This is a genomic window from Nodosilinea sp. FACHB-141 (assembly GCF_014696135.1).
In the GTDB taxonomy this organism is placed as follows: domain Bacteria; phylum Cyanobacteriota; class Cyanobacteriia; order Phormidesmidales; family Phormidesmidaceae; genus Nodosilinea.
On sequence record NZ_JACJPP010000022.1, the window covers coordinates 18282 to 43511 of the forward strand.

The following is a 25230-nucleotide window of genomic DNA, read 5'->3' on the forward strand; positions in this document are numbered from 1 at the left end:
AGCAACAACGACCTGTTTGCCTCGGCCTAGCGCCGAGGCATTTTTTGTGTCAGTGGGATGTCGGATTATCGGCTTCCTGAGGCCAGATCAGAGGCAGACTGAGCCGCCTGGGACTGGAGCCAAACCGCCTTAAGTCGCTCCAAAAAGGCATAGACCGGCGGTGGCAAGAGCGCATCCCGCAGCACAATTACCCCAATCACGCGCTCTAGGGGCTGGGGCAACTCCGCTACCCGTAGCCCTGGGGGGATAGGCTCCGCTGCCAAAGATGCCATGATTGTGGCCCCCAACCCTCGCTCCACCATGCTGAGAATAGTCGAGTCTTCGCGGACGGCGTAGGCGGGCTGCAACTGCTGATCCCAGCTGTGCAACAGGCGATCGAGGTACTGGCGATCGCCATCGTCAGTTGGAGTCAAAATCAGTGGATAAGCCTCCAGGTCCTGCCAGGTGAAGGGCTGGGGAAGGGGAGCATGGGGTTGGGAGCTAGGCGGCAGGATGATGATGTAGCGGTCGCGCAGTAGTTCCCACTGCTCAAACTCATCGCGGCTGGGCAAATAGGTAAACCCCACATCGGCCCGCCCCTGGCGCAGATCGCTTTCCACCATCTCATAGTGAGATTTTTCATCAATAGCAATGGCTACCCCAGGATACTGCTGCCGAAACTGGCGGATTACCTCCGGTAAAATGTGGGTCGCCACGCTGCGAAAGGCCGCAATCCGCACTTCACCTGTTTGTAGCCCTCTCGCTTCGTTAGCTCGATTGCATAGGATGTAGAGCGATCGCAACACCTGCCGGGCTTCCTCAGTGATTTGTTCACCCACCGGCGTCAGTACCGCCCCCTGGCGGCCTCGGCTGAGCAATGATACTCCCAGCTCTTCTTCCAAAGTGGCAATGGCGTGGCTCACTGCCGATTGGGAAAGCTCCATGTGCAAAGCGGCGTCACTAAACGAACCCCGGTCGGCAATAGCCACTAGCGCTCGCAGTTGAGAGAGCTTTAGGCGATGGGGGTCAGCTTTAGCCATGGGGCTGTCCTACTCGACGTGGATAAGCTAGACACTAACCCTTGATTGCCGCTAAGCGAAAGAGACCCCCTGCAATTTCTGCGGTTCTCTAGTCTGCCTGGCCCATAACGTGTTTTAGCCACTGCCACGGCAGTAAGACCTCTGGGGCAGTGGCCTCAGTATTTTTGGCAATTTTTATGACCTGATCCCACTCGAATTACTGAAGCTTTATCTGACGCCCAGGGGATCTACTCAGGCTCTTTCCACAGTGGCCAGATAGATTAGACCCAAGCCGTGCAACTATCACTGGCCCTAGGGCAGCCTAACTCGCCACCGCGATGTAGTCTGCTTGCCCCCAGATCCTCCCTTAGGGGCAGGTGTTCTATGTAACCCATCCACCTTTTAGCCAGGTACCAGGAGATGTTCATCAACCGTCACCTTTTAGAAGCCGGACTCGCGGCGGCCGCAGTGTGTGTCAGCGTCATGGCCACAGCTCCGGCCCAGGCTCAGCTACCTGCTGCCGGCCTCACCCCCGATCAGTTTTCCACTGACCTCGGGTTTGACAACCTTAAGAGCCTCAACATTACCAAGCCCTCTACCAGCCTAGAGGAGCTCAAAAAACTCATCAATAACGAGGCCAACGCCCTATCTCAAGGCTTTCTGGCCCAGTATGAGCTCGATACCAGCAAGCTGTTTTGGAATGGGGTTGACCCGGTTGAGGTCTACTTCATCAACGAAGGCGCGGGCTACCGCAACCAGCTCTTCTACACCGCTACCGATGCCAACGGCGGCCTGACCGGCAGTGGCAAAATCTTCGATGACATTTCGTCTCGCGATAGCAAACTGAGCGAGAGCAATGGTCCTCTGGCCCTAGGCCAAGGTGCTAGCCTCGGGGCGTTCGTCGGTGCTACTCAGCTCGACTTTATGATTAAATCGAACGGCAAAAACGGCGGCAACACGATGCTAGGCACCGACGCTGCAGCCAACCCCAACGGGCTACAGCACGTGGTTGCCTTCCAGCACCAAGACTGGATCATCCTGGGATTTGAGGATATTGTCGGCGGCGGCGATCGCGACTACAACGATGTGATCTTCGCAGTGCGCGGTATCCAGCATGGAGCACCCCCCGCTGAGGACGTTCCCGAGCCCTCTGCCCTGCTCGGCATCGCGGCCCTAGGTATCGGTGGGTTTACCACCCTGCGCCGCCGCAAGGCCACCGCCGCGTAGTTTGGCTGGCCCCGGTGAATAGAACCGCTGGGTAGTTTTTGGCATACACCCTGATGGTAGTCGGGAGGTGAGACATCTCACCTCCCTTTTTCTTTAGCACTCCAGTGCATGAATAACGCTGGCCGTTAGCTCTGTGATGCTGCTAACCACTTCGTTAGCCCCAGCTTTCTTAAGGGCATCGCGGTAGGCATCGCGGTAGGAGGCGGCCCCCGCTACCACATGGGGCGGCAGAATCCCTACCCCTAGCCACTGCCGCTGGGCATAGTTGGCCTGGGCCTGCACAACGGTCTGCATATCGGCGACGGTATCGCCAGCGTAGATCACCGGCAGGTCAGCGGGGAGCCCGTGCAGCTCGGTCAGGTGCTCTGCCACGGCTAGCAGCCCGGTGGGGTCAGGCTTACCAGGGGCATCTTCCATAGCTACGAGCACCAGATTGCTCAGTCCCAGACGCCGCTCTAGCACAAAGCGAGCCGACCCCTGGGTAGCCCCGCTAAAAAATCCCCAGGGAATGCGATCGCGCGTCAGCTCATCAAAGTAAGCCGCATCCACCAGCAGCGGCTCCTGGGTAATGTACCCCGTCCATTCGTTGGGATCTTCGAGGTTAGGCCCCCGGTAACGCTGCTGAAAGAACTCGACGATCTGCTCGTAGTCAAGAGCGATCGCATCTCGGCCCTTTCCGCGACGCTCAAAATAGCGATAGACCAGCTCTTGAGAGCCTTCCCAGTCGTTATTCCACTGTCCCTCGCCTTTCAATTCGTCAATGTCCTCCGACGTGGGTCGGTATTGACCACCGGTAAACTTTTCTACAGTATCGGCCAGGGCGCGGCGATAGGAATTGCTCACATCCCGCAGTACGCCGTCAATATCAAACACCGCGATCGCCCGAGGGGCAGCCAAAGAGGTCATAGAATGCAGACTTAGGGTAGAGAGCAGGGAAGCAAGGTGATAGAATTATAGACTGTAGTATTTTTGGAATTGCAGCGGAGGTTTACTTGTCCAGATTTGTCCTAAAAGTACTCTGGCTAGAAGGCGACGTTGCGCTGGCGGTTGATCAGGTGGTAGGCAAGGGCACCAGCCCGCTCACCTCTTATTTCTTCTGGCCCCGTAACGATGCCTGGGAACAAATGAAAACAGAGCTTGAGAGCAAGCCCTGGATTGAAGAAGAGGAGCGGGTTGAAATTCTCAACCAAGCTACCGAAATCATCAACTATTGGCAGGAAGAAGGTAAGGGCAAACCCCTGACTGAAGCCCAGGATCGCTTTCCCGAAATTACCTTTACCGGTAGTTCGTGATGGTTTGATCAGCGTTTAGCTAGGAATCAAATTCTGGCTAGGAGCTTCGGTTTAGAACATCCCTCGCTGCTAAACCTCCACTGAAGTTATGAACTCATTCAAAAGCCCACCAGTTGCTCAACCGGTGGGCTTTTGAATGTGAATGAGTGCTTATTGCCAGCGGGCTACTTGAGACCGCCAGCTGCTTGAAGCTTAGCTCTGGCGCGCTTGAGGCCCTGACGAGCCTGAATCGTGGCCGACTTATCTTCTGAGTTAACCTCGTTCAGACGAGTCTCAGCTTCCTGATAAGCGGTTTGGGCCTGGGCGAGATCGATGGCATCGCCCCGCTCGGCCCCGTTAACCAGAATAATGACTTCGTTGCTGTCAACTTCAGCAAAGCCACCCATCAGCGCGATGGGCACCCACTCTTTATCAGCTCTCACCCGCATCACCCCGATGTCGAGGGCGGTGAGGAGGGGCGCGTGGCCAGCTAAAATGCCCAGCTGACCAGTGGTGCTGGGCAGAATGACCTCTTCTGCCTCAGAGTCCCAGACGGTTTTGTCTGGAGCAATTACACGAACGGTTAATGCCATAGCAAGAATGCAATAGGGATTGTGACAGGATGTTGGGGGCTAGAACTATTCCAAGCCCCCAACAGCAGAAGCTATTTCTCAGCCTTGATCTTTTCGGCAGCTTCGAGCACTTCTTCGATACCGCCCTTGAGGTAGAAGCACTGCTCAGGAATATCATCTAGCTCGCCAGAAAGAATCTGGTTGAAGGCTTTGATGTTGTCTTCCAGAGAAACGTACTTACCAGGAGCACCGGTAAACACTTCAGCCACAAAGAAGGGCTGGGAAAGGAAGCGCTCGATCTTGCGGGCGCGGGCTACCACCAGACGGTCATCTTCAGAGAGTTCATCTAGACCAAGAATGGCGATGATGTCCTGAAGCTCTTTATAGCGCTGTAGGGTGGACTGCACGGCACGAGCGGTTCTGTAGTGCTCTTCGCCCACAACGCTGGGCTGCAGCATGGTGGAAGCAGAGTCGAGGGGATCCACAGCCGGGTAGATACCCTTGGAAGCCAAGGCCCGAGACAGCACGGTGGTAGCGTCGAGGTGGGCAAAGGTGGTTGCCGGAGCGGGGTCGGTGAGGTCGTCCGCCGGCACGTACACAGCCTGAATGGAGGTAATGGAGCCTTCTAGAGTAGAAGTAATCCGCTCTTGCAGGTCACCCATGTCGGTGCCCAAGGTGGGCTGGTAGCCCACAGCAGAGGGCATGCGGCCCAGCAGTGCAGATACTTCAGAACCAGCTTGCACAAACCGGAAGATGTTGTCGATGAACAGCAGCACGTCCTGCTTGTTGACGTCGCGGAAGTACTCGGCCATGGTCAGGGCCGACAGTGCTACCCGCATACGTGCCCCAGGGGGCTCATTCATCTGGCCGTAAACTAGGGCTACCTTAGACTTGCCCAGGTCGTCGGCGTTGATCACACCAGACTCGATGAATTCGTTGTAGAGGTCGTTGCCTTCGCGAGTGCGCTCGCCGACGCCGCCAAACACTGAAACACCACCGTGCTCTTTGGCGATGTTGTTGATCAGTTCTTGAATCAATACGGTTTTGCCCACGCCCGCACCGCCAAACAGACCGACTTTGCCGCCGCGACGGTAGGGAGCCAGCAGGTCAATCACCTTAATGCCGGTCTCAAACACCGTGGGCTGAGTCTCTAGCTCGGTGAATTTAGGAGCAGAGCGGTGAATAGGGGAAGTGGTGTCAACATTGACAGGCCCTTTTTCGTCTACGGGCTCACCCAGCACGTTGAAAATTCGGCCCAGGGTAGCAGCGCCTACGGGCACGCTGATGGGAAGGCCAGTATCGACAACTTTCATGCCCCGCACTAGACCGTCGGTGGTGCTCATCGAAACGGCCCGCACCTGGGAATCGCCCAGGAGCTGCTGCACTTCGCAGGTAACGGCAACTTCGTTGCCAGCGGGGTTTGTGCCCTGAATTTTGAGAGCGTTGTAGATCTTTGGCATTTCACCAGCCGTAAACTTAATGTCTACAACTGGGCCAATAACTTGAGTAATGTAGCCAACGTTGGTTTGTTCTGCTGTGGTGACCATGCTTGCGCCTATTCCGTATGATCAGCTGTTTCGGTCGCTTTTAATTAACTGTTACATTCTAAAGCGCCATCATTCAGAGTATCACTAGAGCGTTACCGCCTACGACGATCGCACTGACTTTATCTGAACCTTGGGTTGGTTGGTTAAGACACGGCTGGGTTGCTAGGAGATTTCTAGGGCTGGTGCAGCGCTGCGCCTTAACCAAACCATTAGGTTGCATCGCTAAAATGCCCTGACAACAATCTTGGGGGGTTAAGGAAAGCCATGGCTAAAGTGAAGGTGGCCGACCAGAGCGCTGATTTGAGTGCCCCGCAGTACTACATCAACCGCGAGGTCAGCTGGCTAGGGTTTAACGAGAGGGTACTTCACGAGGCCCTTGACCCTCGCACTCCGCTGCTGGAGCGGCTAAAGCTTTTGGCGATCTACAGCGACAATTTAGACGAGTTTTTTATGGTGCGCATCTCAGGCGTGATGGAGCAGGCTGGGGCGGGTGTGCATCCTGAGACGCCGGACAAGGTAACGCCGGTTAAGCAGCTAGAGATTATGCGATCGCACCTGCTTGAAAAGATCGCGCTGCAGAACCAAACCTTTGAGCACGAGCTGCGACCAGAGCTGACCAAGCACGGGGTTTATCTGCAAAACTATCACGACCTCACCCAGGAGCAGCTCTTTTTCCTGAAGGACTACTTTGAGAAGCGGATCTTTCCGGTGCTGACGCCGCTTAGCGTCGACCCGTCGCACCCGTTTCCGCGCATGTCGAACCTGAGCTTAAACTTGGCGGTCAAGGTCACCGATCCTGAAACCGGGGTAGAGCGCTTTGCCCGTGTCAAAGTGCCCAGCAACCTGCCTCGTTTTGTGGGGATGCCCGAGCCGCTGTGCACCTACAAAGGCAAACCCTGCGTTTGGATTGGGGTGCCCCTGGAGCAGGTAATTGCCGAAAATCTGGGCTATCTGTTTCCGGGCATGACAATCGTCAGCCATCACTTATTTAGAATTACCCGTGATGCCGACTTCCCGGTGCTGGAGGATGAAGCCGATGACCTGCTGCTGGCGATCGCAAAAGAAATCAGCAAGCGGCGACTGGAGGGTTTTATCTGTCGGGTTGAGATCGAAAGCACTATGCCCGCTGATCTAAAAGAAGGGTTAATGCGCGAGCTAGGGGTAGGCAGCGATCGCATCTATGAGATTGACGGCCTATTGAATCTGAGAGATCTATTCTTTTTTCTATCGCTGCCCTTGCCGGAGCTTAAAGATAAACCTTGGACGCCCCTAGTCCCCCCGCGGCTCAAGCCGGTGATGATGCTCGACGACGAGGGCAACCGGAACTATTCTGAGCACCCGCCCAATTTCTTCGCCGCCCTGCGCGATGGCGATATCTTGGTGCACCACCCCTACGAATCGTTTCAGGCCTCGGTGCAGGAGTTCATTACTCAGGCGGCCGTCGACCCCAAGGTGTTGACTATTAAAATAACGCTCTACCGCACATCCGGTGACTCACCCATCGTCAAGGCGCTGATCACAGCAGCAGAAAACCGCAAGCAGGTGGTTGCCCTGGTCGAACTCAAGGCCCGCTTCGACGAGGCCAACAATATTGAGTGGGCCAAGAAGCTGGAAGACGCCGGAGTGCATGTGGTCTATGGCATTGTGGGGCTTAAAACCCACACTAAAACTACCCTGGTCGTGCGCGAAGAGGGCGACAACATTCGCCGCTATGTGCATATTGGCACCGGCAACTACAACCCCAAAACCTCGAAGCTCTATACGGACCTGGGTTTGTTTAGCGGTCAGGAGGAGTTGGGGGCTGACCTCAGCGATTTGTTCAACTTTCTCACCGGCTACTCGCGCCAAAAAGCTTATCGCAAGCTGCTGGTGGCACCGCTGACCCTGCGCGATCGCATGGAAGACCTAATTCGCCGCGAGATCGATCATGCCCAGAGCGGCGGCCAGGGCAAAATTATTGCCAAGATGAATTCCCTAGTCGATGGTCGCATTATTAGGCTGCTGTACGAAGCTTCCCAGGCGGGGGTCGAAATGGACTTAATTGTGCGCGGTACCTGCTGTTTGCGGCCCGGTATGCCTGGCGTCAGCGAGAACATTCGCGTGATTAGCGTCATTGGTCGGTTTTTGGAGCACTCCCGCATTTTCTGCTTCCACAACAGTGGACAGCCCGAGTATTACATCGGTAGCGCCGACTGGATGACCCGTAACCTCGATCGCCGCGTGGAGGCGGTCGTACCGATTGAAGACCCGAAGTTAATCAAGGAGCTGCAAAACATCCTCGATGTTTTACAAGCCGATAACCGCCAGGCCTGGGAGATGTCCTCTGACGGGACGTATACCCAGCGCCGCCCCCTCGATAAGGAGGAACGCGGCACCCACGCCACGCTTATGGCTTACGCCCTAAAGCGCGACAGCACAACGTAGGAGTTTAGGTTCATTCCTCGATTCAGCAACGCCCGATTGGGTTCGAACTTGGCTTGGGGAAAAGATGCGATCGCCTCGTCCGTCCTCCAATCTGCTTGTCATCAAAAATCCCCTCTACTTTCTTAATGAAAAGGCAAAGGGGATTTTGGTCAGTGCGGTTTAGCTTGCCGGGGAAGGTTTAATTTGGTCCTCGGCAAGGTCAATTAGCCTCTGGCACCAGCGCCAGCTCGGCGGGGAGCACTGGGGCTGCTGCCGCCACTGCGGCGGCGGGGACGCTGGCGGCGAGGGCTAGCCGGAGCCGCGGCAGCTTTAACCCTAGTCGTATCAGAGGAAAAGGACGGCTCGTAGCCGGCCACTATGTCTTGGGTGATTGTCTGCTTGAGCATGCGCTCGATGCTGATCAGCAGAGGTAGCTCGTCATCGCTAATGAGCGATACGGCACGACCCTCGTTGCCTGCCCGGCCGGTGCGGCCGATGCGGTGCACATAGTCTTCGGGCACGTTGGGCATCTCAAAGTTGACCACGTAGGGCAGCTGATCGATGTCAATACCGCGGGAGGCTACATCGGTAGCCACCAGCACCCGCACTCGACCCTGTTTGAAATCTTTCAAAGCACGGGCGCGGGCCGCTTGAGTCTTGTTGCCGTGGATGGCGGCAGTTTTAAGGCCGTCTTTGGCTAGCTGCTCAGCTAGGCGGTTGGCACCGTGCTTGGTGCGGGTAAACACCAACACCTGTTGCCAGTTGTGAAAGCCAATGATGTGGGACAGCAATTCCCGCTTGCGGTGGCGATCGACGGGATGAACGACCTGTTCGACCCGCTCGGCGGTGGTGTTGCGCTGGGCAACCTCGATCTGCACCGGTGATTTCAGCAGGGTGTGAGCTAGCTGCTGAATAGGCTTAGAGAAGGTGGCCGAGAACATCAGCGTCTGACGCTCGTCGGGCAGGCGGCCCATGATTTTGCGAATGTCGTGGATGAAGCCCATGTCGAGCATGCGATCGCACTCATCCAGCACCAAAATCTCCACTGCGCTGAGGTCAATGGTGCCCTGGCTGACGTGGTCAAGCAGACGACCCGGGGTGGCAATCAAAATATCGACGCCCTGGCGCAACTGGCGAATTTGGCCGCCAAAGCTAACGCCGCCGTAGATCATGGCTGCTCTAAAGGGCAGGTGCTTACCGTAGGTCGTCACACTGTCGCCCACCTGAGCGGCCAGCTCACGGGTAGGAGTGAGAATTAGCGCGCGGGGCAAGCGTCGCCCTGTGCTCTTGTTTTCGGCTAACCGCTGCAACATAGGCAGAGTAAAGCCTGCGGTTTTGCCTGTACCCGTTTGGGCGCTGGCTAAAATGTCTTGCCCGTCTAAAATCGCGGGGATTGCCTTTAGCTGAATCGGCGTGGGTTCTGTGTAACCCTGATCGGCAACCGCGCGCAGTAGACCGGCCGCAAGACCGAGTTGCTCAAATGTCATTTAGTTTTTTGCTCCGAATGGTGCCCCTATCCCAAATCAACTACCTGGGCCCAGTCATAAGAGCAGTGAATTTAATCAAAAGAACGGCTGCTAAGCAAATTCTGTTGGCCAGCGCAGACCGGATGGCTGGACGAAGCTACATCCTAGCAGATAAGTCGAAAGATTGACGCCAGGCAGGTAAACGCCCTACTCCGCCAGCTCTTGCAAAGCTCTGATGAGGCCACAAGCTCAGAGCCACTGCCAGCTTTAGAGCAGATTTCATCTTTAGAAAGAGTTATCGGCCTAATTCGACCCGAAAGCTGCCTTCACCAATTTTAAAGTCTCCGTAAATTCACTGATGAGAAATACCGTTAGCTATTACTGTGGATACGCTGGGGATAGGTGTACCTCCATGCCTTAGGAAGACGGCTTTAGCCATTTCCTAACTGGGTATTCAACGTCTTGATCGCTGCCTGAGTCGTCACCGCAGATGTATGTTGAACTCCCTATCCCATAACCCACTATGCCTAAAACTTTTTTGTATGCCAGCGCCTCGTCAGAGCATGAGGCTACGTCTTCTTCGGGAGATGAGCCGCTCAAAGGGCCGGCTTCCGACCATCGCGACAAAGTTCGCATTCTTGTGATTGGCCGCCCCACCGCCGTAAATCGAGTGATTTCAGAAATGAGCCACGTGGGTTTCTCCGACTCAATCGAGTGGAGCAAACCTATTCCCACCGATCGCCAGCGGGAATCAATGCGGGTGCTGACTCGCTATGTATTCGCTGACTCTTAATGCCTAGATCACGTCGGAGTCTATAGCTGTTCGCCCTGGGGTTCTGGTTCTAGAAACTCAGGGGCAACGGTCTAAACAAATTTCACCCCGCCATAGCCGCAGCCTTGAAATTCTCACCACAGCAAAAAGGAGAACCGTCATAGACAGTTCTCCTCAGTTTGTGCAAGTCGCAGCTAATAGTGACTTCTCTTCGAATGGCCTAGGCTTGGCCGGTCAAGAGGCCAAGTTTAGTGCAGCTATTGAGGCTGAGTATCTTGGGTCGCCGGCTGATTGGACTCAGCTTCAGGCTGGGCTTGGCCTTCGGGAGCCGCGCTAGGAGCCTCGGGGGCTTCGCTAGGAGCCGGCGCGACAGGATTATTCAGCTCAACGTTAATGTCGGGGGGCTGGACGGTGGGAGCGGGGGCGCTAGGAGCAGGGGCGGTAGGGACAGGCACAGCTTCTTGGGTGCGCTCAATGGTGCGCTCGATGATGGTGGTCTCATTAGTCGGTTCTTGAGCTGGGGCTTCGGGTGCCGGAGCCTGAGGGACAGGAATTATTCTGCCGTCGTTGGCGTCACTGTAGACGTAGGCGACCGCACCAACTATAGCGGCTACAGCGGCTAGTACCATACCTAGAATGAGACCGGTAGAGATTCCGTTGTCGGCCCGTAGCCTGGCGTTTTCTTCATAAATTCTGGCTTCCTCGGCCCGGCGGCGCTCTTGCTCTAGCTGCTCGGTCGACTTACCACTGACGTAGCCATCGCGGTAGGCAACTTCGTCCGGCGTTGCTGGTCGAGCGTTGATTGACGTGTCGAAATCTCGGTTGCGGGGATTGGTGTTGCGAGTAGCCATAATAGTATTGAACTCCAAGTTAATAGACGATTTAGATAGGTGTTCTTATCTGTAGATGCCCTTTTAGCTGTGTCAAATGTAACAATGGCCACAGTGCATCTCCCTCTACCCAGGTGGAGAGGTAAGAGGAATAGATAGGCGCTTGGACCATCTACCCTAAGGAAGATAGGCTTTGGGTAGATGAAGTGGGTTAAAGAGGCTGTATTAGCGATCGCCCTTGAGGTTGCCCTGGGAAACGTTGTAGAGCTGGTAGCGCTCTTCGATTAAGCGATCGACATCCGCAGTGGCTAGGCGTTTAACGTAGTTGAGCTTGAATTCTTCGAGAAAATCTACGACTAGAGCTTCGATCTCTTCGATATTCTCGTTCTCTTTGAGCTGAGCTCTGAAGGTTTCGCCGAGCTTTTGCACGAGGGCTTGGGTCAGATCGCCGCCAGATTTGTCTTCTAAAGCCCCTTTTACCGCATCGTAGAGGTTGGCCGAAAGCTGAGAAACAACCTGTTCGGTCAGTTGATCGGGCAGATCGCCGATGCCTGGCAGTTGGCGAAATCCCTGGTAGCCGGGGGTGCGATCGAAGGCCTGGGTAACAGTGTGCTTGAGCAGGGCGTCTACTTCGGGCTTGACCTGGGGCAGCACGTTGTAGACCGTGAGCGCAGCTAGCCTCTGGGAAATCACCTCTAGCTCATTGACGCCACCGACATCGATGTAGCGCTGTGGTTTAGGGGCTAGTAGCGTTTTGGCCACGCTGCCATCGCGGACCAGCGACTGCATTTGGTCAATAATGCGCAGCACCACAATTTCGGTAATTTCGACGGCAACCTGGCTGATGACAAAGCGGCTAATGCGGCTTTGAATGGGCTCTAAGTTGATTAAGTTTGACTGGTTGATGCGAATGGTGACTGGAATTAGGCGCGCTAGGGCCAGCCAGGGCAATCGCAGAGCGCTGAAAGGAATGAGCAGCAGAATGTCGTACCAGCGCCACAGGATGGCATCGCGCCAGGTGAAATTTTTGTAGCGGCGATCGAGATAAACGCTGCGAGCCAGTAGCTCTAGGCCAAACAGCAGGTTGAACCAGATGTCGATAAGCCAAAACTGGTTTACAAAGCCGCCGTGGACAGCAATGCGCCGAAAAAAGTTGGTTTCGACCAAAGGCTGCACTTCGCTTCTAAAGAAGGCCATCTCGGCAGAAAATCCAGCTTCGCTGAGGTGGTCGACGCTCCAAAACTCGGTCATGGATTCGGTGGCGGATTCTAACCCGATGCGATCGCGCATCTCGTTTTTGATTTGCTCCAGATTGCCCGAGCGATTGGCAATTTGAAACGGATTCTCAGAGATCATCGCTCTGCTCTGCTGTTGCAAATCGCTCAAGATCGACTGCGCTTGAGCTGAGGTCAGCCCGGTCTGGGATACCTGCTCCTCAAGGGCGTCAACCGTGTCGAGGTAGTTGGCCGTGAAGCGGTGGGGCTCAATGCCTTTAAAGGTTTCGCCATACCAGGTTGTCAAGCCCGGCAGCAATCGCAAGTACAGATCCCGCAGGGGAATGTAGCTCAAGTCGCCAATCACCAGCACCAGGTTGAGCAGAGCCATCGTCGCCATAATCCGCTCGAACCAGCGTCGCCTTAGGCGACGGGCATCGTGTTTAGAAAATTCGCGGCCGTTGGTCGATCGGCGGGGGCGAGATAGGGCAGCCATGGCACCAGGCTTAAACGCATACCTCTGCAACAATGCCTGGTATTCGCCCGTTTGTCACCATTAGGGTTGGGGCGGCTCAGATTCGCTACCATCATAATTAATATATGTTTACAAGCTGATTCCCTGAAGCCGCCATGACCGCTACCGTCTTTGCCCCTCAGCCCCTCAACAATCCCCCCAGCACCTACTGGACCTGGCGTGACCAGGCCATTCACTACGTGGTAGCCGGAGAAGCTCACAGCGACCGCCCTCCCCTGCTATTGGTGCATGGTTTTGGTGCGTCTACCGACCACTGGCGCAAGAATATTCAGGGCCTGCAGGCCGACTTTCAGGTTTGGGCGATCGATCTGCTGGGGTTTGGGCGATCGGCTAAGCCCGACTGGCAGTACAGCGGTGACCTATGGCAGGCGCAGCTCCACGATTTCATCATTGAAGTAATCGGTCGTCCGGCGGTACTGGCGGGCAATTCCCTTGGTGGATATGCGTCGCTTTGCGTGGCGGCAAACCATCCTGAGTCGGCTGTTGGACTGGTGCTGTTGAACAGCGCTGGCCCATTTTCTTCTCCCGCTCAAACCCCTCCCCCAGCGCCCAACCCGATCGCAAAGCTGATTCAATCGCTCATGCTGCAGCCGCTGCCGAGTTGGGTGCTGTTTCAGTATGTGCGCCAGCCTGCCATCATTCGACGCACCCTGCAGCAGGTCTATCTCGATAAATCGGTTATTACCGACCAACTAGTCGAAGACATTCGCCGCCCCGCCCTCGATCCTGGTGCTCCCAGAGTGTTTGCCTCAGTCTTTAAGTCTCGCCAGGGCGAGAATGTAGACGTGCTGCTGCAAAAAATGAGCTGCCCCCTACTGATGCTCTGGGGCGAAGGCGACCCTTGGATGAACTGTCGTGTGAAGGGGGCGCAGTTTCGTCAGCACTACCCCACCCTGACGGAACACTACTTACAGGCCGGTCACTGCCCCCACGACGAGGTTCCCGACCAGGTGAATAGCCTGCTGCGAGAATGGGTGTTAAAGACGGTGATTGAAGGAGCGTGAACTTGTGCCTGTCTCGCGTTTATCCCCAGGGCAGAGCGAGAACTGGCCACCTGTTGAGCAGGGTCAAGATGTAGTAGTGCAAATGAGATTCGCCTTAGGACTAGGCGTAGTCGATAGATAGCCGATCAACTTATTACAGAATACAAACCCGCGCTTTGGTTGGTGCCTCCCGCTTCCCCTAAACTGGGGTATCCCCCCAGCTATCCACCCAATGTCTCCCCTTCCCCGCCATCGCCCTCGCCACCTCTCCCTAGGCCCCCTAGAGGCCGAGATCCTGGCCATCGTTTGGGAAAAAAACGGAGCTACCGTTAAAGACATCCACGACCATATTCTGTCCGACCCCGATCGCGACTTGACCCAGGCTTCGGTGACGACGGTGCTTCAACGCTTAGCTAAGAAAGGCTGGCTGCGGCGCGAGGCCGTGCAGCCAGAAAAACCCCGTCGTGCCTTCCGTTGGCAGCCCATAATCTCGCAGCAAGAGGCTGAGCTGCTGACTGCCCACCAGCAGCTCCAGAGCTTCTTGGCAGTGGGTAGCCCCGATCTAGTGGCCGCCTTTGCCGATAGCCTAGATGTCGCTGAGCTGGACAAGATAGACGCGATCGCCGCCCGTCTGCGCGCCCTGCGCCATACTCAGACCCAAAGGGAGGATGCGTAATGCACAGCAGTTTAATGGTGCTCACAATTGTGGTGGCTGCAGTTTGGCGATGGCGATGGCGACAGTGCGATGGCCCTTGGCTAGTCCGCTGGGAGTCTGCCCTCAGTGCCTTTTGTCTGCCGCCGCTGATGATTGTGCTGGCCGCTGCGGCGGTGCTCTCTATGGGCCACCACGGCACCATGATCGGCCAGATAGTCAGTCCGGTAGGGTGCTGGGTTAGTCTCGGGATATTGTCTTTTGCCGTCGGTGTTCTAGCTTGCGCACTGGGCCAAACGGTGCGCACCACCTGGGGGCTGCGCCAATACGCCGTGGTCTCGCTTCCTCAGGGAGAGCAGGCCCGCTGCTTGCCCATCGACCTACCGCTGGCAGCTCAGGTCGGGCTGTGGCGATCGTCATTGCTGGTTAGTCGGGGTTGGCTAGAGCAACTGACGGCGATCGAACAGCAGGCCATGCTGGCCCACGAACAGGCCCATGCTGATCATCGTGACCCGTTCTGGTTTTTCTGGTTAGGTGTTGTACGGTGCTTCACCAGCTGGCTACCCAACACCGAAGCGCTGTGGGAAGAACTGCTGCTGCTGCGAGAGCTGCGCGCCGATCGCCAGGCTGCCAACACCAGTGACCCCCTTGTGCTGGCAGAGCTGCTAGTGAAACTTGCTCGACAGATGGCCCTGACCACCCATTCACAGTCCTCAGAGCACTGGCTTGAGACCGGAGTGGGCTTCAATCAGGCTTTGTCGCTCACTCGCTTGGAGCAGCGGGTCAACGCTTTAGTTGCACCAGACACCGGGGTAAAAATTTCTGAACAACGTCAGGTCAAATTGGCTTGGCTGATGGTTGCGATGCTGCCCTTGGCGGTCACCTGGCTGCACACGTAAGCTCATTCCCCGTAGGGAGCCAGCTGAGTTTGTAAAGTGGGCAGGTCTTCTTTGACAAAAACAGCCATGCGGCCTAGATAGGCAGTGCCGGCGCGATCGTAGGCAATTTCCTGCCAGTAGGCAAAGCGCTCTCCCTGCCGCACTTCACCCCGCAGTACCAGGTTGGGGTTGTCAGTAGAATTGGTCCTGCTGCCTCGAGCCGGGTAGCGTAGCAGCACCGTTGCTTGGCGATAGTCGTTGAAAATCTCCTGCCCGTAGATAGCCCGCAACGACTCATCGAGCCGATCGACGGTAATAGGGTTGGCGTGGTCGGACAGACTAAAGCGCTCAGAGCGAATCTGGCGAGGGTCTTGATTGGGCGATACGCCACTGATCGGAAACACAGACGCCTGGAAGGTGAATCGCTGCCCAGGGGCAACCAGGCGATTGATAGCTAAGCGATCGCTGGGGGCAGGCTTGAGGGTAGGGTTGTTGCGAATCCACGACTCGGTTAGGTTCACCGTTTGCCCTGGCAGTGCCCAGCCGGGATGGGCGGTGAGGACGAGGGCAGCGAGAGCTAGAGATCCGCTCTTTATGGCGATCGCCGAAGACCCGATTTTCGGGGCGATCGCACCCCCAAGACTACGTTTAAACCGCATCATCTGCCCTACCTCCCAAGGAACCCGTTCCCGATGATAACAACTCTGGAATAGAACGAATCAACAGAAATGCCCCAGTGGTAAAGATTCCACCGGGGCATTTGGCTATCGCTGAGAGCTTAGTATTCGGGAACTGAGGCGTCTACCTCTTTACTCCAGGCGGTGATGCCGCCTTTCACATTGGTGCCCTCAATGCCGTGCTGCTTGAGAATGCCTAGAGCTTTGGCCGATCGCCCGCCCATTTTGCAGTGCACAATCAGGCGATGGCCGTTGACTAGGCTTTTGACCTTATCAACCCCCTCACCGTTCTCGATATCGGGCAGAGGCACCAGCACCGAGCCAGGGATGCGGGCAATTTCGTACTCGTTGGGGTTGCGCACGTCAAGCAGCACTACGTCGTCGGCCCCGCTGTCGAGCACTTGCTTCAGCTCAGTAACGGTCATTTCGGAGATTTCAGCCAACTCTTTCTCTGCCTCCATGCGCGCTTGGGGAATGCCGCAGAACTCTTCGTAGTCGATCAACTTGTCGATCACTGGGCGGACGGGATTGGGCCGCAGCTTCAGCTCTCTAAAGGTCATCTCGAGGGCATTGTAGAGCAGCAGGCGGCCGCTGAGCGTTTTGCCCGTGCCCAAAATCACCTTGATGGTTTCGTTGGCCTGAATGACGCCAATGATGCCGGGCAGCACGCCCAGCACGCCACCCTCCGCACAGGAGGGCACTAGCCCCGGCGGTGGCGGTTCGGGATATAAGTCGCGATAGTTGGGACCATCTTGGTAGTTAAAAACTGTGGCCTGGCCCTCAAAGCGAAAAATGGAGCCGTAGACGTTGGGCTTGCCCAGCAGTACGCAGGCGTCGTTGACTAGGTAGCGGGTGGGAAAGTTGTCGGTGCCGTCAACCACCACGTCGTAGGGTTCAAAGATGCCTAAGGCATTCTCGGCGCTGAGACGGGTTTCGTAGAGGTCAACCTGGCAGTGAGGATTGATTTCAAGAATGCGGCTTTTGGCCGACTCAATTTTGGGTTTGCCCACCCACGACTCGCTGTGAATCACCTGGCGGTGGAGGTTCGACTGATCGACGGTGTCAAAGTCGACAATGCCGATGCGGCCAATGCCAGCGGCGGCCAGATACAGCAGCAAGGGTGAACCCAAGCCTCCAGTGCCCACGCAGAGCACGCTGGCGGCCTTGAGCTTCTTCTGCCCATCGAGACCCACCTCCGGCAGAATGATGTGGCGGGAGTAGCGCTCGTACTCCTCTTTGGTGAGCTGAATGTCGTCCAGGTTTGGGTTGAGCATGGCCTCGGCAGAGAAACTGTGGCGGTAAAAACAAAAAACGGTCTGGGGCACGACCGTTTTTTACATCATTTAAGCTTAGGACAAGAATGAAGCTTTGTTGGCAGATGATCCAATCATTTTCACAGGCTCGGGCTCGAACTGGTCTTGGTCATTGAGCTGCCAGCTTTTGAAGTCGGCAACTTGCCCTGCCATCACCGAAACAATGATGTAGGAATAGACGGGCCAGGCGAGGGTGCGATCGCACTCCGACGGCACCGCTACATGGTCGGGGTGAGAGTGAAACACGCCAATAATCTCTAGCCCTCGTTCCCGCGCCGATCGCTGTACGGCCAACATATCGGCGGGGTCGATCCAGTAGCGATCGCGCAGACTGTGGGCTCCATCGCCTGCGGGGTCGGTATAGTCCAGCAGCGACGGATCCCAGGCATTGTTTAAGGTGACAACCTCAACCACAGTGCGAGCGACCTCGCCGGGCAGCTCTTCCCCAGATCCACGCCGGCCCACTAGCAGCCCACAGCATTCCTTGGGGTAGCCAGCGACGGCCGCCTCAACTATGGCTTGGTAGCAGTCAGCATCAAGGTAAAGATTAGCCATAGCAAAAGATCATCGCCAACATCACCCAGTACCTACTCTTGAACAGTTTCTGGAGTATCGTCGGCCGGGGTGTCTAGGTTGCTTACGGCTCGCTCTAGGCGGGCTAAAGCGCGGTTGTATTCGAGCACTGCGGTCACCAAGTTGCCCTGGGCTTCGGTCAGATCTCGAATAGCATTGATCACCTCTAGCTGCGTGCCCACCCCAGCATTGAACCGCAGATTGGCCAGCTCTAGCGCTTCCTCAGCCTGGTTGACGGCTACCGAAGCCGTATCAATATTCGACTGGTTAGACACCAGGGTGTAGTAGGCCTCTTCCACCTGCACCCGAATGTCGTTGCGGGCGCTCTCGAACTCCGACTCATCGGTTTCAATGTCGATTTCGCTCTGGTCGGCGCTGGCTCGAGCAGCCCCGCCGTCAAATAGCCGCCAGTTGAACTGTGCTCCCAGAGAAAATCCGTCGTCGATGCTAGATGATGCCCCCGACGATGAGCTCAGCAAGCTCTGGACTCCGTACTGGGCAAATACCCCTAGATTAGGGCGAACCGCTGCCAGGCTAGCCTGACGCTGAGCATCGTTGAACTCTCGCTCGACTAAGAATTGCTCTAGCTCTGATCGGTTTTGGAAGGCCAGCACAATGCTTTCCTCCAGTGAGAGCGGCCAGGCTCCGGCAATGTTGACGGCCAGGGTCGTTAGATCGACCGAGGGCTGAATGTTGAGCCGTCGGGCCAGCTGTCGCTGGGAAATCTGTCGCTGGCTGATGGCCTGGGTGAGGGTTTGGCGCGCGTTGGCCACCTGCACCTCCGCCTGCAAAACGTCAAATCGAGTGCCTACACCGACTTCTTCCCGCAGCTGGGTATCGCGCAGATTACGCTCGGCAGCCTCTAAAAAGGCTTGGTTGATGCGAATTTGCTCGATCGCTTCCTGCACCGCGTAATAGTCAGTGGTGGTATTGAGCCGCAAATCTTCACGGGTTTGCTCAACCTGAAGCTCAGAGACTCGCACCTGACGTTCTGCCGCTCGAATGCGGGCCGATCGCTCCCCCGACAGGCCCAGGTCATAGTCGGTTCTGAGGGTGCTGCCAGCGGTGGTGCTAGTAGAGTCAAAGGTTCCCCCCGAGCCCGATGACGACTGGTTAGCGGTTTGCACGTTGGCTCCCAAATCTACCGTCGGCAGCCGCGCTGCTTGCTGAACTCTCAAACCTGCCTGGTTGCGCTCCAGGCGCAGCTGCGCCACCCGCAGTTCTTCGCTGTTGCGGTAGGCCAGTTCCAGAGCCGTTTCCAATGACAACGGCTGGGTACCCAAGATTTCTACCTCCTCGGGCTGAGTCGGCACCAGCAGAGGATTGGCGTTGGGAGTTAGGTAGTCGGGTGGGGTCTCAAAACCTTGCTCTGTGGGGCGATCGGACTGGGGTATCAAAGGACCAGTCTGCACCGTGGAGGAGGGCGTAGTATTTTCGTCAGCGTCCAAAGGCACAGCCTCTTCGCCGGGTTCCAACCCTGGTGCACCGGCCTCAGTGGCAGGCACATCCTCTTCAATAGCGGCTGGGGATGCCTCTAGGGCTTCGGTTTCAGCCTGGGCAATGCTGATTCCTGGGCTCTCGTCGGCTAGGGGACGAGGCTCAGAGTTAGCTAACCCCGCAGCGGACCAGCTAGATAGGGTAATGCCTAGGCTTAGCGGTATGAGGCAACGGCAATAAGAGTAAAGCATAGACACCATGGGCTATCACTACCTAAATTGAGTCACCAACGGGAAAAACGAAAATTTCTGCCACAGTTTTTTAGCATATCGGCATTAACCAAAGTTAGACCCGCCGAAGCCCGATCTATCCTCTCGTGGGAGAAGATCAGCCACAAATTTTCAGTCACCAGCTTAGCAAACTAAACGGTTTAGTACAATCACGACGGTGTCCAATAGCCAACGGCGGGTTGCAAATCAGCGAAGCTGTGGGCGGGTAGCTCGCCGCAGCAGGCCTGCACCAAAGCATCGGTGTCGTCTACAGGGATGACTGGGCAACCAAGGCGCTGGCTGATTTCAGCTACGCTGAGGTCGTCTAAAAACAGAGTGTCTTTGGCTTGGCCCGAATCGCTGGGCTTCAGCATAACCGTCGGCAGCAGTAGGGCATCGCCTAGGGGGCTATGGTTGGAAGGCTCGTTCCGTCGCGGTGGTTGGTCGGGCGAATCTTGCAACCCCAGCAGCAGATCGTGGCCGGTCAGCAGGCCTGTTACCGTCATATCGCGTCCCCAGTAGTCGCTAGCTAGGGCGGCTAGGCGAACCGTCAAACCTTGAACGGTGTTGAGGCGATCGACGATGGGTTGAAAGGCATGCTCCACCGCATTGCCCACTACCCAAGTCAAAGTGCGCGGTGGGCTGACGGCCTCTGGCAAGTAGTCCTCAGCTGACTGCTGAAAATCTTTGAGAAACTGACGAATTGACCCCACTCCATTGCCCAGTTGGGGATAGTCTTCATAGTGGCTTTCCTCGGGCACCTCTTGCTGGGCAATTAAAAACCACTCGTCGGCTAGCCAGACAAAATTTGTGCCAAACCGCCGCTGGCAATCCTGCTGGAAGGCTTGCACCTGAGCAATCACCTGCTGGGCCTGGGCCTGAGTTACCGGAGTCAGCTCATCGTCGGCAGGGCGAAACCGGGTGAGACCCACGGGTACCACGGCTGTCGAAGCTACCGCAGGCACTTCACCCTCGTGAAACTGGGCTAAATCTCGCAGGGTGGTGTCCAAGTGGTCACCATCGTTGATGCCGGGACAGACCACTACCTGAGCATGAATCTGCAATCGCTGGTCGCGGAACCAGGCCAGCTGATCGAGAATTTGGCCTGCTCGTTGGTTTTTAAGCAGGCGCGATCGCACCTCCGCTTCGGTAGCATGCACTGACACATACAGGGGCGATAGCCTCATCTGGGCAATGCGCTCCCACTCCTGGGGCAGCAGGTTAGTCAGGGTCAGGTAGCTGCCGTAGAGAAAGCTGAGGCGGTAGTCGTCATCTTTGAGGTAAAGCGTACCGCGCTTGCCAGGAGGCTGCTGATCGATGAAGCAGAAGGGGCAGGCATTGTTGCACTGCATCAGCCCATCAAAGAGGGCTGTGTCAAACTCTAGGCCCAGATCGTCATCAATTTCTTTTTCGATGTCAACGTGGTGGGTTTTGCCCCGGGTGTCTAGCACCTCCAAGGTGAGGTCCTCGTCAGCGCAGAGAAAGCGATAGTCGATCAAGTCGCGAGGTTTTTGGCCATTGATGGCTACTAGGGCATCGCCGGGCTCAAAACCAATCTCGTCTGCGATCGAATCGGGCATCACCCGGGTGATGCGAGCAGGGTGAATAGCCGAGGCAGCCATAGCGAAGGAAAGCCTTGGAGAAGCAAAATGTGCCTTCCTATATTAGATGTTTTGCATTTTTCCGGTAGCCAACGCTAGCAGAATGGCTGCTCCGAAGGCCAGACGGTACCACACAAATACCCAGGTGCTGTGCTGCTTCAAAAAGCGAATCAGCCAGAAAATTGCTAGATAAGACGACACCACCGCCGCTACGATACCGCCGAGCAGCGGCAATGGGCCAGCCGCCCCAAATCCAGTGTCTAGAAACCCCTTCAGCTCTACTAGCCCCGATAGCGTAATAGCAGGTACCCCCAGCAAAAAGGAGAACCGCGCCGCTGTCGATCGCTCTAATCCCATAAACAGGCCAGCCATTAGGGTAGACCCCGATCGCGATACGCCGGGAACTAGCGCTAGAGCCTGGGCAAAGCCCATAGTCACGCCATCCTTTAAGGTGAGCGCCTCAAAGGTGCGCTTGCGGCGGCCCACAATCTCGGCAGCAGCCAGGACCAGGGCCATCAAAATAGACACCATGGCGATGGTGGAGGCACTGCGCAAGGGCGAATTATCGAAATCTGGGATGAAGGCTTTGATTAAGAGTCCACCCACCACGATGGGAATTGTGCCCAGCAAGATACCCAACCCCAGGCGAAATTCTGAAGAATCAAACTGTCGGGTCATTGTGGCCTTGACCATGCCCATCGTCACCTGGCGGAGGTCATCCCAAAAGTAGTAAAGAATGGCTGCAATGCTGCCCAGCTGAATGACTGCGGTGAATGCCACCCCTGGGTCTCCCCATCCCAGCACCACGGGCACCATCTTGACGTGGGCTGTGCTGCTGATCGGTAAAAATTCTGTTAGCCCCTGCACAATGCCAATCACAATGGCTTGAAACAGGTTCATCGTCTCCGTGGGGGGCGTGGTCGCGCCGCTGCCCGCTTGGACTACCGTAGCTACTAGACCAAGGAACACACTATTCATAAGGGGTAACCATAGTAATGGATATAGCTTTGCAAGCCAGAGGCACCTGCTAAAGGTGACAGGGAGGCCTAGGCGGTCTCTACCATGGCCAGGTTACTGACCATAGGGATGAGCTCTGCATTGCTCTGACCCCTCCCTAGGAGACTTCCCTAGAATCTTAAAATAAGTACACTGTTTTCATGGGCAGCTGCCTAGTTTTAGGTAATCTCCATCAACTATCTTTACGTTGACTATTCTACGGAGCGAACAAAGTATCCGGGACCGAGGTATTTAGATTCTTCGTCTAGGCTTAACCCCTGGTTGGATTAAGTGTGAATTTGAGAGCAGCCTTAATCTGAAGACAACCTTAATACTGGTCTGATCTCTGGCCTAGCTTCCCTATCCCCCCCTGGGGCATGTTATGTTAACAATGATTAATTAAACACTCAGAATTACGTTGAGCCTATTTTGAGCCTTTCCTACAGTTCTGCTTCCGATAAGACGTTGCCGTGGCTGGCCCTGGTTCAGGGCTGGGTAGCACGATCAGGTCTTCAAATCAAGGTCTTTGGGGCAGCGCTGAGCCTGGTGATTTTGCCGGTGTTTGTGCAGGCCCCCCTGGTGCGCTACTTTCCCTGGGTGAGCCTGGCAATTACCCCTCTGTGGCTGGTGCTGGGAGCGTGGCTGATGCGGCGTCCTCGCTGGAGCCTCTGGGGTGACTTAATTGTGGGCTTTGGATGGATTTGGCTAACCGGCTCGCTGTACTGGGGTTGGTTTCGATGGGATCCGGTGATTCATTTGCCAATTGAGGCTTTGGGCTTGCCGATCGCCCTGGTTTGCCTGTGTCAAGGCTGGGGTCGAGTGGGTAGCTATTTCTTTTTGGGGTCTCTGTTAGGCACGGCAGTCACAGACCTCTACATCAACTGGATGCATTTGTTCCCCACCTGGCGGCAGCTGATGCTGACTAGCCCAGACGCGGCACCCTTGGTGCTGCGGGCGGCGAGCGCTACTCTGCAAACAGATGTGGCAGCCTGTCGAGCCGTGATTTTGGTGTTGTTTTTGCTCGTGGCGACGGCGATCGCCCTCAGCACCTCGCGTCAGCTGGCTTGGTGGGCCTTTGGGGGAGCCGTGTTTAGCACGCTTGTGGTTGATGGGTTGTTTTTTCTGACGGCGTCGCTAGCCTAGAACGGGTACTGGGTTTGCATCTCTGGCATAATAGGGTGAGCTCAGGGATGGTTTGAGATTGTTTGCCGCGATCGCAGATTGAGTTTTGGCGCAGTCGCGCTCAATCGTCTTTAAGTTTGTGCCCTAACTTTACCGCTGTGACTTCATCTGGCCCCTACCTTGCGCTTAAAACAGGCTCCGGCGATCGCCAGCTTTCCTTGGCAGGTGGCAGTTATTGGACAGTAGGGCGGGGCGACGACAATAATTTTGTGCTGCCTGACCGGTGGATATCGCGCAACCACGCCATGCTTCAGGATGCTGATAGCGGCCGGTTTTACCTAATCGACCTGGGCAGTCGCAACGGTACCTTTGTCAACGGGCGTCGGGTCAGCGTGCCGGTCATTCTCCACGACGGCGATCTGCTCACCTTTGGTCAGACTGAACTGCGGTTTTTCTCACCTCAAGATGCCGCTGTGGCGTTAGAGGCGCCCTTGGCTGGAGTCCATGGGGATGCTACTGCTACGGCCATGCTCCACGTGCGCCAGCTAATTTCGGTCATGGTGGTCGACATTCGCGACTTCACCGTACTGACCCGCCAGATTGACGAAAAGATTCTCTCCGAAGCCATTGGCACCTGGTTTCGTCGCGCTGGAGAAATTATTGGTCAATATGGCAGCTGGGTCGACAAATACATTGGTGATGCTGTGATGACGGTATGGGTTCATGGCCCCGAGGGGGCCGACCAAGCCAGCATGATCAAGATTTTGCAGGCTGTCAGCACCCTGGCCGAAATGACGAGTCAGCTCCACGAGCAGTTTCCGCTGCCGTTCCCCCTGCGCATTGGGGCTGGCATTAACACGGGCCACGCCATGGTTGGCAACACCGGCAGCGGCGATCGCCCCGACTACACCGCCCTAGGCGACACCGTCAACGCAGCTTTTCGCTTAGAGTCTGCGACTAAATCCCTAGGCCTAGATATCGCCATTGGCGAAACTACCTACAAATACTTGCAATCTGGGGTAGATGACCCCTGCTTTAAGCACTTCACCGTAGAGCTGAAAGGCTACGAAGGGCCCATCACCACCCGTGCTGGCACCTTTGTCGATTTGAACAAGTTTTTAGCTGCATACTCTTAATTCCCTAGTCACTAGCCCGTTTCACGCGCTGCGAAATGATGATTCGAGCTGAGCATCTAGCGGATCTTGAGTCGGTTTATCAAGTCAATGCGATCGCCTTTGGTCGCGAGCATGAGGCCAAGCTGGTCGCTCGGCTGCGGGGGTTGCTCCATACGTTGTCTCTGGTGGCGGTGGTGAGGGATGCGATCGTGGGCCACATCTTTTTCAGCCCAGTCACCTTTGAGGACGTTGATACGCAGAACTCAATGGTTTTGGGCCTGGGGCCGGTGGCTGTGCTGCCAGACCACCAGCACCAGGGCATTGGGACACAACTCATTCGCCAGGGGATAGAGCAGTGCCGTCAGATCGGCAGCGGGGCAGTTGTTGTGCTGGGCGACCCACGGTTTTATGCCCGGTTTGGTTTTATTCCTGCCGAAGAGAGGGCGCTGCGGTGCGAATACACTGTTCCCGAGGGTGCGTTTCGGGTGCTGGAGCTGAAGCCAGGGGCCTTGGAGAACTGCTGGGGACTGGTGCGGTATTGCCCGGAGTTTGCTGACTGCGAGTAGGAAGTGAGGAGAGACCAAATCCGCACACCACTCGGGTTCTACAGAGGGAAAGCCGAGAGAGCCCCATTGAATTTGATCAAGGCTCACCTGCTAATCTCAATCAACCCGTCGCTAAGCCGCCACCAAGCTGGCAATCAGAAGATGCTGTAATTCGTGGATTGTTACTGATGCGATCGCATCAACTTCCCCAACGCCCTACTCCCGCACCCATTC

General features: G+C 56.1%; 23 protein-coding genes. 10 read left to right on the top strand and 13 right to left on the bottom strand.

The window, feature by feature from the left end; genetic code table 11:
• Positions 1-65 precede the first annotated feature (65 nt).
• Complete coding sequence (locus tag H6F59_RS22470; protein WP_190705994.1) at positions 66-1019, bottom strand: LysR family transcriptional regulator; 954 nt, start codon at positions 1017-1019, stop codon at positions 66-68.
• Positions 1020-1418: 399 nt separating this feature from the next.
• Between H6F59_RS22470 and H6F59_RS22475 the strand changes: the two genes are divergently transcribed.
• The gene (locus tag H6F59_RS22475; protein WP_190514991.1) at positions 1419-2225 is read left to right on the top strand and encodes a DUF4114 domain-containing protein; all 807 of its coding nucleotides are present in this window, start codon (positions 1419-1421) and stop codon (positions 2223-2225) included.
• 93 nt (positions 2226-2318) lie between these two features.
• On the opposite strand, the gene H6F59_RS22480 is transcribed toward H6F59_RS22475, so the two are convergent.
• Entirely contained in the window at positions 2319-3131 is an 813-nt protein-coding gene (locus tag H6F59_RS22480; RefSeq protein WP_190705995.1) for a TIGR01548 family HAD-type hydrolase, read from the bottom strand.
• A 47-nt stretch (positions 3132-3178) separates the two neighbouring features.
• Between H6F59_RS22480 and H6F59_RS22485 the strand changes: the two genes are divergently transcribed.
• A complete protein-coding gene (locus H6F59_RS22485) occupies positions 3179-3517 on the top strand; it encodes a 30S ribosomal protein PSRP-3 (protein WP_171973078.1) in 339 nt (112 codons plus the stop codon).
• 164 nt (positions 3518-3681) lie between these two features.
• On the opposite strand, the gene atpC is transcribed toward H6F59_RS22485, so the two are convergent.
• On the bottom strand, positions 3682-4089 hold the full coding sequence (gene atpC, locus H6F59_RS22490; protein ID WP_190705996.1) for an ATP synthase F1 subunit epsilon: 408 nt from the start codon (positions 4087-4089) through the stop codon (positions 3682-3684).
• A 71-nt stretch (positions 4090-4160) separates the two neighbouring features.
• The gene (gene atpD / locus H6F59_RS22495; RefSeq protein WP_190514988.1) at positions 4161-5615 is read right to left on the bottom strand and encodes a F0F1 ATP synthase subunit beta; all 1455 of its coding nucleotides are present in this window, start codon (positions 5613-5615) and stop codon (positions 4161-4163) included.
• A 264-nt stretch (positions 5616-5879) separates the two neighbouring features.
• On the opposite strand from atpD, the gene ppk1 reads away from it, so the two are divergent.
• Positions 5880-8039, top strand: a complete 2160-nt coding sequence (gene ppk1, locus H6F59_RS22500; protein ID WP_190705997.1) for a polyphosphate kinase 1 — start codon at positions 5880-5882, stop codon at positions 8037-8039.
• A 203-nt stretch (positions 8040-8242) separates the two neighbouring features.
• Here ppk1 and H6F59_RS22505 read toward each other — a convergent pair whose 3' ends face one another.
• Complete coding sequence (locus H6F59_RS22505; RefSeq protein WP_190514986.1) at positions 8243-9505, bottom strand: DEAD/DEAH box helicase; 1263 nt, start codon at positions 9503-9505, stop codon at positions 8243-8245.
• Positions 9506-10007: 502 nt separating this feature from the next.
• Here H6F59_RS22505 and H6F59_RS22510 point away from each other — a divergent pair.
• On the top strand, positions 10008-10277 hold the full coding sequence (locus H6F59_RS22510) for a hypothetical protein (RefSeq protein WP_190705998.1): 270 nt from the start codon (positions 10008-10010) through the stop codon (positions 10275-10277).
• A 236-nt stretch (positions 10278-10513) separates the two neighbouring features.
• Here H6F59_RS22510 and H6F59_RS22515 read toward each other — a convergent pair whose 3' ends face one another.
• Together H6F59_RS22515 and H6F59_RS22520 are read right to left on the bottom strand one after the other, a co-directional pair.
• Positions 10514-11107, bottom strand: coding sequence for a hypothetical protein (locus H6F59_RS22515; protein WP_190705999.1), 594 nt, complete (start codon positions 11105-11107; stop codon positions 10514-10516).
• Positions 11108-11311: 204 nt separating this feature from the next.
• On the bottom strand, positions 11312-12796 hold the full coding sequence (locus H6F59_RS22520; protein ID WP_190706000.1) for a hypothetical protein: 1485 nt from the start codon (positions 12794-12796) through the stop codon (positions 11312-11314).
• Positions 12797-12930: 134 nt separating this feature from the next.
• On the opposite strand from H6F59_RS22520, the gene H6F59_RS22525 reads away from it, so the two are divergent.
• The 3 genes from H6F59_RS22525 to H6F59_RS22535 all read left to right on the top strand — a co-directional run bounded on the left by H6F59_RS22525 (position 12931) and on the right by H6F59_RS22535 (position 15369).
• The gene (locus tag H6F59_RS22525; RefSeq protein WP_190706001.1) at positions 12931-13839 is read left to right on the top strand and encodes an alpha/beta fold hydrolase; all 909 of its coding nucleotides are present in this window, start codon (positions 12931-12933) and stop codon (positions 13837-13839) included.
• Positions 13840-14050: 211 nt separating this feature from the next.
• Positions 14051-14494, top strand: coding sequence for a BlaI/MecI/CopY family transcriptional regulator (locus H6F59_RS22530; protein ID WP_190706002.1), 444 nt, complete (start codon positions 14051-14053; stop codon positions 14492-14494).
• Positions 14494-15369, top strand: a complete 876-nt coding sequence (locus H6F59_RS22535) for a M56 family metallopeptidase (RefSeq protein ID WP_190706003.1) — start codon at positions 14494-14496, stop codon at positions 15367-15369. The genes H6F59_RS22530 and H6F59_RS22535 overlap by 1 nt, the downstream gene beginning before the upstream one ends.
• 2 nt (positions 15370-15371) lie before the next feature.
• On the opposite strand, the gene H6F59_RS22540 is transcribed toward H6F59_RS22535, so the two are convergent.
• The 6 genes from H6F59_RS22540 to H6F59_RS22565 all read right to left on the bottom strand — a co-directional run bounded on the left by H6F59_RS22540 (position 15372) and on the right by H6F59_RS22565 (position 22196).
• Positions 15372-16010 carry a hypothetical protein gene (locus tag H6F59_RS22540; protein WP_190706004.1) on the bottom strand — a complete coding sequence of 213 codons (639 nt, stop codon included), beginning with the start codon at positions 16008-16010 and terminating at the stop codon, positions 15372-15374.
• Positions 16011-16126: 116 nt separating this feature from the next.
• Complete coding sequence (gene moeB, locus H6F59_RS22545; RefSeq protein ID WP_190706007.1) at positions 16127-17299, bottom strand: molybdopterin-synthase adenylyltransferase MoeB; 1173 nt, start codon at positions 17297-17299, stop codon at positions 16127-16129.
• Positions 17300-17374: 75 nt separating this feature from the next.
• Positions 17375-17893 carry a Mov34/MPN/PAD-1 family protein gene (locus H6F59_RS22550; protein WP_190706009.1) on the bottom strand — a complete coding sequence of 173 codons (519 nt, stop codon included), beginning with the start codon at positions 17891-17893 and terminating at the stop codon, positions 17375-17377.
• Between the two features lie 32 nt (positions 17894-17925).
• On the bottom strand, positions 17926-19599 hold the full coding sequence (locus H6F59_RS22555) for a TolC family protein (RefSeq protein WP_190706012.1): 1674 nt from the start codon (positions 19597-19599) through the stop codon (positions 17926-17928).
• A 188-nt stretch (positions 19600-19787) separates the two neighbouring features.
• Complete coding sequence (locus H6F59_RS22560; RefSeq protein WP_190706014.1) at positions 19788-21239, bottom strand: TIGR03279 family radical SAM protein; 1452 nt, start codon at positions 21237-21239, stop codon at positions 19788-19790.
• 42 nt (positions 21240-21281) lie between these two features.
• Entirely contained in the window at positions 21282-22196 is a 915-nt protein-coding gene (locus H6F59_RS22565) for an undecaprenyl-diphosphate phosphatase (protein ID WP_190706016.1), read from the bottom strand.
• Positions 22197-22643: 447 nt separating this feature from the next.
• On the opposite strand from H6F59_RS22565, the gene H6F59_RS22570 reads away from it, so the two are divergent.
• The 3 genes from H6F59_RS22570 to H6F59_RS22580 all read left to right on the top strand — a co-directional run bounded on the left by H6F59_RS22570 (position 22644) and on the right by H6F59_RS22580 (position 25017).
• Positions 22644-23357, top strand: a complete 714-nt coding sequence (locus tag H6F59_RS22570) for a DUF3120 domain-containing protein (RefSeq protein WP_242021634.1) — start codon at positions 22644-22646, stop codon at positions 23355-23357.
• Between the two features lie 137 nt (positions 23358-23494).
• Positions 23495-24472, top strand: a complete 978-nt coding sequence (locus H6F59_RS22575) for an adenylate/guanylate cyclase domain-containing protein (RefSeq protein ID WP_190706018.1) — start codon at positions 23495-23497, stop codon at positions 24470-24472.
• A 35-nt stretch (positions 24473-24507) separates the two neighbouring features.
• Positions 24508-25017 (top strand): GNAT family N-acetyltransferase, encoded by a 510-nt coding sequence (locus H6F59_RS22580; RefSeq protein ID WP_190706021.1) that lies wholly within the window; start codon positions 24508-24510, stop codon positions 25015-25017.
• Positions 25018-25230: the final 213 nt, after the last annotated feature.

Excerpts from the sequence above, each read along its gene's own strand:
- H6F59_RS22470 (WP_190705994.1), bottom strand. The coding sequence starts at position 1,019 with ATGGCTAAAGCTGACCCCCATCGCCTAAAGCTCTCTCAACTGCGAGCG.
- H6F59_RS22475 (WP_190514991.1), top strand. The coding sequence starts at position 1,419 with ATGTTCATCAACCGTCACCTTTTAGAAGCCGGACTCGCGGCGGCCGCA.
- H6F59_RS22480 (WP_190705995.1), bottom strand. The coding sequence starts at position 3,131 with ATGACCTCTTTGGCTGCCCCTCGGGCGATCGCGGTGTTTGATATTGAC.
- atpC (WP_190705996.1), bottom strand. The coding sequence starts at position 4,089 with ATGGCATTAACCGTTCGTGTAATTGCTCCAGACAAAACCGTCTGGGAC.
- atpD (WP_190514988.1), bottom strand. The coding sequence starts at position 5,615 with ATGGTCACCACAGCAGAACAAACCAACGTTGGCTACATTACTCAAGTT.
- ppk1 (WP_190705997.1), top strand. The coding sequence starts at position 5,880 with ATGGCTAAAGTGAAGGTGGCCGACCAGAGCGCTGATTTGAGTGCCCCG.
- H6F59_RS22505 (WP_190514986.1), bottom strand. The coding sequence starts at position 9,505 with ATGACATTTGAGCAACTCGGTCTTGCGGCCGGTCTACTGCGCGCGGTT.
- H6F59_RS22510 (WP_190705998.1), top strand. The coding sequence starts at position 10,008 with ATGCCTAAAACTTTTTTGTATGCCAGCGCCTCGTCAGAGCATGAGGCT.
- H6F59_RS22515 (WP_190705999.1), bottom strand. The coding sequence starts at position 11,107 with ATGGCTACTCGCAACACCAATCCCCGCAACCGAGATTTCGACACGTCA.
- H6F59_RS22520 (WP_190706000.1), bottom strand. The coding sequence starts at position 12,796 with ATGGCTGCCCTATCTCGCCCCCGCCGATCGACCAACGGCCGCGAATTT.
- H6F59_RS22525 (WP_190706001.1), top strand. The coding sequence starts at position 12,931 with ATGACCGCTACCGTCTTTGCCCCTCAGCCCCTCAACAATCCCCCCAGC.
- H6F59_RS22530 (WP_190706002.1), top strand. The coding sequence starts at position 14,051 with ATGTCTCCCCTTCCCCGCCATCGCCCTCGCCACCTCTCCCTAGGCCCC.
- H6F59_RS22535 (WP_190706003.1), top strand. The coding sequence starts at position 14,494 with ATGCACAGCAGTTTAATGGTGCTCACAATTGTGGTGGCTGCAGTTTGG.
- H6F59_RS22540 (WP_190706004.1), bottom strand. The coding sequence starts at position 16,010 with ATGATGCGGTTTAAACGTAGTCTTGGGGGTGCGATCGCCCCGAAAATC.
- moeB (WP_190706007.1), bottom strand. The coding sequence starts at position 17,299 with ATGCTCAACCCAAACCTGGACGACATTCAGCTCACCAAAGAGGAGTAC.
- H6F59_RS22550 (WP_190706009.1), bottom strand. The coding sequence starts at position 17,893 with ATGGCTAATCTTTACCTTGATGCTGACTGCTACCAAGCCATAGTTGAG.
- H6F59_RS22555 (WP_190706012.1), bottom strand. The coding sequence starts at position 19,599 with ATGCTTTACTCTTATTGCCGTTGCCTCATACCGCTAAGCCTAGGCATT.
- H6F59_RS22560 (WP_190706014.1), bottom strand. The coding sequence starts at position 21,239 with ATGGCTGCCTCGGCTATTCACCCTGCTCGCATCACCCGGGTGATGCCC.
- H6F59_RS22565 (WP_190706016.1), bottom strand. The coding sequence starts at position 22,196 with ATGAATAGTGTGTTCCTTGGTCTAGTAGCTACGGTAGTCCAAGCGGGC.
- H6F59_RS22580 (WP_190706021.1), top strand. The coding sequence starts at position 24,508 with ATGATGATTCGAGCTGAGCATCTAGCGGATCTTGAGTCGGTTTATCAA.